Annotated in this window: 9 protein-coding genes; 5 read left to right on the forward strand and 4 right to left on the reverse strand. The window is 71.5% G+C overall.

Annotated elements, in window-relative coordinates:
• Positions 1-349: hypothetical protein (locus tag ACKVMH_RS11810; RefSeq protein ID WP_412700440.1), on the forward strand; the 349-nt coding region annotated here is incomplete at its 5' end.
• A 4-nt stretch (positions 350-353) separates the two neighbouring features.
• On the opposite strand, the gene ACKVMH_RS11815 is transcribed toward ACKVMH_RS11810, so the two are convergent.
• Positions 354-1,547, reverse strand: coding sequence for a DUF3667 domain-containing protein (locus ACKVMH_RS11815; RefSeq protein WP_412700441.1), 1,194 nt, complete (start codon positions 1,545-1,547; stop codon positions 354-356).
• Between the two features lie 117 nt (positions 1,548-1,664).
• Between ACKVMH_RS11815 and ACKVMH_RS11820 the strand changes: the two genes are divergently transcribed.
• The gene (locus tag ACKVMH_RS11820) at positions 1,665-3,110 is read left to right on the forward strand and encodes an MATE family efflux transporter (protein WP_412700442.1); all 1,446 of its coding nucleotides are present in this window, start codon (positions 1,665-1,667) and stop codon (positions 3,108-3,110) included.
• A gap of 76 nt (positions 3,111-3,186) precedes the next feature.
• Positions 3,187-5,067 carry a signal peptide peptidase SppA gene (gene sppA, locus ACKVMH_RS11825; protein ID WP_412700443.1) on the forward strand — a complete coding sequence of 627 codons (1,881 nt, stop codon included), beginning with the start codon at positions 3,187-3,189 and terminating at the stop codon, positions 5,065-5,067.
• A gap of 7 nt (positions 5,068-5,074) precedes the next feature.
• Here sppA and ACKVMH_RS11830 read toward each other — a convergent pair whose 3' ends face one another.
• The gene (locus tag ACKVMH_RS11830) at positions 5,075-5,206 is read right to left on the reverse strand and encodes a hypothetical protein (protein ID WP_412700444.1); all 132 of its coding nucleotides are present in this window, start codon (positions 5,204-5,206) and stop codon (positions 5,075-5,077) included.
• Between the two features lie 86 nt (positions 5,207-5,292).
• Here ACKVMH_RS11830 and ACKVMH_RS11835 point away from each other — a divergent pair, with 86 nt between their 5' ends.
• A complete protein-coding gene (locus tag ACKVMH_RS11835) occupies positions 5,293-6,069 on the forward strand; it encodes an SDR family oxidoreductase (RefSeq protein WP_412700445.1) in 777 nt (258 codons plus the stop codon).
• 22 nt (positions 6,070-6,091) lie between these two features.
• Here the strand turns inward: ACKVMH_RS11835 and ACKVMH_RS11840 are convergent, their stop codons facing one another.
• Positions 6,092-6,487 (reverse strand): hypothetical protein, encoded by a 396-nt coding sequence (locus ACKVMH_RS11840; protein ID WP_412700446.1) that lies wholly within the window; start codon positions 6,485-6,487, stop codon positions 6,092-6,094.
• A gap of 140 nt (positions 6,488-6,627) precedes the next feature.
• On the opposite strand from ACKVMH_RS11840, the gene ACKVMH_RS11845 reads away from it, so the two are divergent.
• Positions 6,628-6,837 (forward strand): hypothetical protein, encoded by a 210-nt coding sequence (locus ACKVMH_RS11845; RefSeq protein WP_412700447.1) that lies wholly within the window; start codon positions 6,628-6,630, stop codon positions 6,835-6,837.
• A 100-nt stretch (positions 6,838-6,937) separates the two neighbouring features.
• Here ACKVMH_RS11845 and ACKVMH_RS11850 read toward each other — a convergent pair.
• On the reverse strand, positions 6,938-7,487 hold a 550-nt coding region (locus ACKVMH_RS11850), incomplete at its 5' end, for a DUF4124 domain-containing protein (RefSeq protein WP_412700448.1).

A 7,487-nucleotide genomic window follows, 5' to 3' on the forward strand; every position in this document is an offset into this window, starting at 1 on the left:
CCGGGTGCGGACCGCCGCGCGCTGGTTCGAGGCGCTGCCTCCCGACCGGCAGCAGGCCTTGCGCGACGAGTTCCAGGCGCTGGATGCCAGCGTGCGCCGCGGCTGGCTGCTCGGCCCCGACCTGGGCGCCGACTACACCGCGCTGCAACCGCTGCTGGCGCAGGTGCCGGTGGCCGAGCACGACGAGATCCTGCGCGTGCTGCGCGGCATGACCGCCCGCCAGCGCAAGGACCTTGCGGTACTGGTGCAACGCACGCCCCCGCAGGAGCGCGCCCAGCTGCGGCGCGAGCTGGTATCGACCGCCGCCGCGCGCCGCGACGACTGGCTGTGGGACCGCCTGCACCGCTGAGCGGTCAGCCCTCCGCCAGCCGTGCCATGAACATCACCAGCGTCGCAAAAAGCAACATCAGGAAATAGATGTTCCCGACAACCAGGTACTTGATCGCCGTCAGCCACCAGGCCTGGCGGTAGACGCGGCGTTGCATCAGCAGCAGGTAGATCGGCAGCCACACCATCACCAGCGACCACCCCAGCGCGACCACGATGCCCACCCACACCGTGTACGGCGCCAGCCAGCTCCCTACGAGCGAAGCCACGAACATCAGCGCCAATGCCAGCAGCAGGTAGGCATGGCTGTACAGCGCCACCACGAGGTGCTCCAGGTACAGGCGCCCGCTGAACAGGTAAACCAGCTTCAACAGTCCGGCGAACACCGGTACCAGCAGGAACAGGGCGGTCGGCGCCGAGGCCATCAGCCCCTGCACCCAGAACTCGGGCGAGGCGAAGTTCTCGCTCTCCATGGTGCGCTCGATGTTGCCGAGCTTGCGGTTGAGCCAGTCGTTCGCGAAGCCCGGCCACCAGCTGACCACCAGCGGATTGGTCTTGGCGTCCCAAACGCCGGTGTGGCCCAGCATGTTGAGCTGCAGGCCGCTGTCGCGCGGACGTGGAGCCGTCGTCGCGTCGCGAGTGGTCGGTGCGGCGGCGTTGCCGGTCCCGGTGCCGTTTTCGCCCAGTTCGACGCGCCGGTTGGCTGCGGCGCCGCGAATGGCCGCCTCGGCCGCCACCAGTCCCATGTCCACGCCGGGCACGTCTCCCGAGGCCATGCGCGCCTGCTGGATCTCCTCCATCAAGGCGTCCTCCAGTGCCCGCACTTCCTCGACCGTGTCAGCCTGGGCGAACCGGGCACGGCTGTCGTTGAAGTTGGCATTGCGCTCGTCGATATGTACTGCCGCCGCGCCGATGAAGAACGTCAGAAGGCTCAGCACCACGAACAGCCGCAGCGGCGCGATATAGCGCTGGCGGTGGCCGGCGAGGTAGTTAATGGCCACGCGCCCGGGCGAGACCAGGTCGCGCAGGGTCCGCCACAGGCGACCGTCGAGGTGCCAGAACGCTTCGAAGAATTCCTCGATCGCGTGGCCGGCGTGGCGGATCGGGTTGTGCACCGATTGCCCGCACTGGTGGCAGAAATCGCCCTGCAGCGCCGTGGCGCAGTTTTCGCAGTGGGTCAGCGGCGCGTGCGACGCGTTGCCGGTCGTGTGGTCGGTCATGCGCGTTGTCCCCGGGGCCGTGGATGGCGGGCGCTAAGATAGCGGCCCGCCACGACCCGGCGCCAGCGCCCGACTGCCGCCTGGCGGCGCGGCCGCCGTCGCCCGACCGGTTCTCCCATGCCTTCCGATGCCTCCCTGCCGACGCACGGCCCGCGCCTGTCGACCGAAGTCGGCCGCAGCGCCGTGCTCGCCGCACCCCTGGTGCTGGGCCACCTGTCGACCGGGCTGATCGGTTTCGTCGACAGCGTGATCGCCGGACACCACGGCACCGAGACGCTGGCCGCGGTGTCGGTGGGCACGGCGCTGTTCTGGCTGCCGATGATGGTGCCGATGGGCACGCTGATGTCGCTGCCGCCGGCGGTGTCGCAACTCGACGGCGCCGGCCGGCGGGCGGAGATCGGCGCGCTGTTCCGCCAGGCGATGTGGCTGGCGGCGGTGCTGGGCATCATCCTGTTCGGCTTCATGACCGCCGCCGCGCACGCCCTGGTGCCGATGGGCATCGCCCCGACGATCGTGCCGGGCGCGATCGACTTCATCCACGGCATCCGCTGGGGCGTGCCCGCGCTGACGCTGTACCTGTGCATGCGCTACCTCAGCGACGGCCTGCATTTCACCCTGCCGACGATGGTGCTCGGCTTCGGCGGCCTGGTGCTGCTGGTGCCGATCGGCTACGTACTGACCTATGGCGCGTTCGGCTTTCCCGAGCTCGGTGCCGGCGGGCCGGGCATCGCCTCGGCGGTGATGATGTGGGCGCAGGCCATCGCGTTCTTCCTGTACCTGCGTCGCTCCAGCCGCTTCGCCGGGCTCCGGCTGTTTGCACGCTTCGACCCGCCGCGCTGGGACACGATCCGCGGGCTGCTCGCGACCGGCCTGCCGATCGGGGTGACGGTGGCGATGGAGGGCGGCCTGTTCATTGCGACCGCACTGCTGATCGGCCGGCTCGGCGAGCTGCCCGCGGCCGCCCACCAGATCGCGATCAACGTCGCCAGCCTCTGCTTCATGATCCCGATGGGGCTGGCCGAGGCGACCACGGTGCGGGTCGGCCACGCGCTGGGCCGGTCCGATGTCGATGGCGTGCGCCGCGCCGCGCGCGCCGGCTACCTCATCGTGCTGGCGACCCAGACGTTCTCGGCGCTGGCGCTGCTGCTGGGCAACGATTGGATCGTCGGGTTCTACACCGACGATGCCGCGGTGGCGGCGCTGGCGGCGACGCTGCTGCTGTACGCCGCCGCGTTCCAGTTCCCGGATGGCGTGCAGGTGCTGTCTGCCGGCGCATTGCGCGGATTGGGCGACACGCGCGTGCCGATGCTGCTGGCAGGACTGGCCTACTGGGCGGTCGGCATGCCGCTGGGCGCGGTGCTCGGACTCGGCGTCGGCGGCCTGACCACCGGTTGGGGCCCGCGCGGCATGTGGCTCGGGCTGATCGCGGGCCTGCTGGTCGCGGCGGTGCTGCTGTCCCTGCGGTTCGTACGCTCGAGCGACCCGACAAGGCTCCGGCTGATCCTGAACGAGACAGGTCCGGACCCCGCCCCGGACGCGGCGCGGGTGACCTCCGACCGATGAACCACGACGGCGCAGCGGGTACGCTGGCCCATCGCCCGCATTTCCGCGGGCCGTTCCACATGAGAACCACGACGCAATGAACCAGACTCCGCAGCGCGGCCCCATCGCCCGCTTCTTCATCGGCCTGTGGGATGCGATGAACTTTACCCGCCGGTTGATCCTCAACCTGCTGTTCTTCGTGCTGCTGTTCCTGCTGCTGGCGGTGATGGGTTCGGGCGACCGGACCGAGCCGCTGCTGGACCGCACCACCCTCGTGATCGCCCCGACGGGCGCGCTGGTCGAGCAGTACAGCGTCGACCCGGCCACCCGCGCGCTGACCCGCGCGCTGGGCGAGGAGGCCGGCGAAGTGCAGCTGCGCGACCTGCTGCGCGCGCTGGACGAGGCGGGCCAGGACGACCGGATCGAGCGCGTACTGCTGGACCTGGACGGACTCACCGGCGGCGGCATGGCCAGCCGGGGCGAGGTCGCCGCGGCGGTGGTGCGCCTGCGCGAAAGCGGCAAGCAGGTGGTCGCTTTCTCGGAAATGATGTCGCAGGAGCAGTACCTGATCGCCGCCCAGGCCGACGAGGTCTACCTCGACCCGATGGGCGGGATGCTGCTCGAAGGCCTGGGCCGCTACCGCCAGTACTACCGCGAGGGCCTGCAGGACAAGCTCGGCGTCGACGTGCACCTGTTCAAGGTGGGCGAGTACAAGTCCGCGGCCGAGCCGTTCGTGCTCGACGCGGCGTCGCCGGAGTCGAAGGAGGCCGACCTGTACTGGATGAACGACCTCTGGAACCGTTACCTGGCCCGGATCGGTGCGGCGCGCGGGATCGAGCCGGCGACGATCGCGGCCGGCATCGAGCAGCTGCCCGAGCAGATTGCCGCGGTCGACGGCGACCTTGCCCGCCACGCGCTGGAGCACGGCTTCGTCGACGCCCTGAAGACCCGCGAGCAGGTTGCCGACCTGCTGGCCGAGCGCGGCGTGGCCGATGCCGACGCCGAGGGTGGCTTCCGCCAGGTCTCGATGGCCGGTTACCTGGCCCACGTCGACAACGCGCTCGGCCAGGTCACCAGCGTGCGCCCGCATGTCGCGGTGGTGGTCGCGGCCGGTTCGATCACCGGCGGCAAGCAGCCGCCGGGCACGATCGGCGGTGAGTCGACCTCGGCCCTGCTGCGCGACGCCCGCGACGACCGCAACGTCAAGGCGGTGGTGCTGCGCGTCGACTCCCCGGGCGGCGAAGTGTTCGCCTCCGAGCAGATCCGCCGCGAGGTGGTCGCGCTCAAGGAGGCCGGCAAGCCTGTCGTCGTGTCGATGGGCGACCTGGCCGCCTCGGGCGGTTACTGGATCAGCATGGACGCCGACACCATCTACGCCGACCCGTCGACGATCACCGGTTCGATCGGCATCTTCGGCATGATCCCGACCATTCCGCGCGCACTCGAGCGCATCGGCGTCAACACCGACGGCGTCGGCACCACGCCGTTCGCGGGCGCGTTCAACATCACCCGCGAGCTCGACCCGGCCGTTGGCCAGGTGATCCAGTCGGTGATCGAGAAGGGCTACCGCGACTTCATCGGCAAGGTCGCGCAGGCCCGCGACCAGCCGGTCGCCGCGATCGACGAGGTGGCGCGTGGCCGCGTGTGGAGCGGCTCGCAGGCCAAGGCGCGCGGGCTGGTCGACGAACTGGGTGGGCTCAACACCGCGATCGACGCCGCCGCCAAGCTCGCCGGGCTGGAGGACAACTACGCGGTCCACTACCTGGAGAAGGCCGCCACCCCGTTCGAGCGCTGGTTCACCGGCTTTGCCAGCAGCCGGATCGGCGTGGCCATGCTGTCGGATTCAGACATCGCGCGCGGCCTGCTGGCGCGCGCGGTGCCGCAGGCGGCGGCCGACCTGAAGCTGCTGGAAGGCGCGATCACGCCGGTGGCCGGCGTACCGGTGAAGTCGCTGGCGTACTGCTTCTGCGGCGAGTAGGCGCCGGCTAGCCGTGCGTGGCCCCGGCCGCCTGCGGCTCCGGCGGCCGTTCCGGGTCGGGCGCGTCGGGTTTGGTGCAGGCCGCCAGCAGTACCACGGCGGCCACGGCGGCGACCCGCAACAGGGTGGTCGGCGACATCGCGGCATCCTCCGGTTGACTCGCGGCTTATCCTACGCCGGTCGTGACACCGCGTCCGCCCGGCGCGGACCCCGATAGGAGCAGGCATGGATCCCAGGCGCTGGCGGCTCGACGGCCAACTCGCACTCGTCACCGGCGGCAGCGCCGGCATCGGCCGCGCGATCGCGCGAGAGCTGCTCGGCTTCGGCGCCGACGTGCTGCTGGCCGCGCGTGACGCCGCCGGCCTCGACGCCGCCCGCACCGAACTGCTCGAGGACTTCCCCGAGCGCGAGGTGCAGTGCTTCGCCGCCGACGTCGGCATCGAGGAGCAGCGCCGGGAGCTGCTCGACTGGGTCGAGGACTTCGGCGAAGGCCTGCACGTGCTGGTCAACAACGCCGGCATGAACATCGGCAAGGCGAGCACCGATTACGGCGACGCCGAATGGCGCCAGATCTTCGAGGTCAATCTGTTTTCGGCGTTCGAACTGTCGCGCTACCTGCACCCGTTGCTGACCCGCCATGCGGCATCGAGCATCGTCAACGTCGGCAGCGTCTCGGGCCTGACCCACGTGCGCACCGGCGCGCCCTACGGCATGAGCAAGGCGGCGTTGCACCAGCTGACCCGGAACCTGGCGGTCGAGTGGGCCGGGGACGGGATCCGGGTCAACGCGGTGGCGCCGTGGTACATCCGCACCCGCCGCACGTCCGGCAAGCTGGCCGACCCGGACTACCTCGACGAGGTGCTGCTGCGCACGCCGATGGGGCGCGTGGGCGAACCGGAGGAAGTGGCCGCGGCCGTGGCGTTCCTGTGCCTCCCAGCCGCCGGCTACGTCACCGGCGAGTGCATCGCGGTCGACGGCGGGTTCCTGCGTTACGGGTTCTGAGCCGGGCGGTCGCGGCTCGCAGTCAGCCGTCGCAGCGGTTGCGCTCGACGATCGCGCGCACGCGCTCCAGTTCGGCGCGTGCCGCCACCGGGTCGTCGCTGCGGGCGAACTGCACCGTCGCCTCGCTCGCCTGCAGCAGCTCCTCCCAGCGTGCGCACCGGTCCGCCTCGGGCACGGGCTGGCAGGCGTCGACCACGACCATGCAGGCCGCCCCGGCGCCGCGGGTCGGGTCGCCGCCCAGGCCCGTAGTGCGCATCGCCGCACAGCGCTCGGCGGGGACCTCGCTGTCGGTCAGGTAGTCCTCCCGCTCCCAGGTGCGGCACGCGAACAGCGGTGGCGGCGGGCGGCGTTCGACCGGGACGTCGCTGTCGACCTCGACCAGGACCGTGCCATGGGTGTCCGGCGGTGGGGGTTCCACCGGCATCGGCANCCGCACAGCGCTCGGCGGGGACCTCGCTGTCGGTCAGGTAGTCCTCCCGCTCCCAGGTGCGGCACGCGAACAGCGGTGGCGGCGGGCGGCGTTCGACCGGGACGTCGCTGTCGACCTCGACCAGGACCGTGCCATGGGTGTCCGGCGGTGGGGGTTCCACCGGCATCGGCATCAGTGATGGCCGCGCGGCCGGTGTTGCGGCCGGCGTCGGCACGGGGATGTACGGCTCGGACGGGGGCGGCGTGGTCTCGACCACGCGGCGCTGCTCGCGGCTGCCGCGGGGGCAGGGGTCGTCGTTCTGCACCGTGACCGCGCCATCGGCGGCGGTGCAGCGGTAGATCACCACTTCGTCCTGCGCAGCGACGGACGTGGCGGTGGCGCACACCAGCAGCAGTGCGAGACACCACTGCGCGGCCCGGCGCGGACGGTACATCGCCCTCATGGCGGGCACTCCGCGGCCAGTTGCGCGTCGATCCGGCGCTGCTCGGCATCGATGGCGTGGCGCTCGCCCTGCAGCGCGCTGTTGTAGCGGCGGCCAAGCTCCCAGTGGCGATCGCGCAGCCGCTCGCAGACCTCCGCCTGCGGCAGCGGCCGGCACTCGTCGCGGATCCAAGTGCCCGGTGTCGCCGCCAGGCCGACGTGAGGCGGCAACGCAGGGAGGCGTGAGTGGTCGGCCGGTGCCGACGGGGTCGGCCGACCCACTCCGTCGTAAACGAGACCGCTGCCGTACGACGTTCCCGCGGCAGCGGGGCGGACCGGCGGCATGGGTCGCTGGTGTGGTCGCCGCGGGGAGGTCCATGCCGGATAGCCGAGCGTCCACAGCGGCACCCAGCGCGGGTTCCCGGCGGGGTTGTGGCTGGTGTAGCGGTCCCCGTCGGGCGTGGTGCATTCGTAGGTTGGCGTGGGTGCGTGCACCACCACCACCCGCGGCGGCGCGGGGCCGACCGGCGACGAAGCGGGCAACGCGGGTGCGGCCGCCGGCGGCTGG

The organism is Lysobacter zhanggongensis, from assembly GCF_046638635.1.
GTDB classification, from domain to species: domain Bacteria; phylum Pseudomonadota; class Gammaproteobacteria; order Xanthomonadales; family Xanthomonadaceae; genus Novilysobacter; species Novilysobacter luteus.

Coding starts and splice junctions, on each gene's coding strand:
- ACKVMH_RS11830 (WP_412700444.1), bottom strand. CDS start 5,206: ATGTCGCCGACCACCCTGTTGCGGGTCGCCGCCGTGGCCGCCGTGGTA.
- sppA (WP_412700443.1), top strand. CDS start 3,187: ATGAACCAGACTCCGCAGCGCGGCCCCATCGCCCGCTTCTTCATCGGC.
- ACKVMH_RS11820 (WP_412700442.1), top strand. CDS start 1,665: ATGCCTTCCGATGCCTCCCTGCCGACGCACGGCCCGCGCCTGTCGACC.
- ACKVMH_RS11815 (WP_412700441.1), bottom strand. CDS start 1,547: ATGACCGACCACACGACCGGCAACGCGTCGCACGCGCCGCTGACCCAC.
- ACKVMH_RS11835 (WP_412700445.1), top strand. CDS start 5,293: ATGGATCCCAGGCGCTGGCGGCTCGACGGCCAACTCGCACTCGTCACC.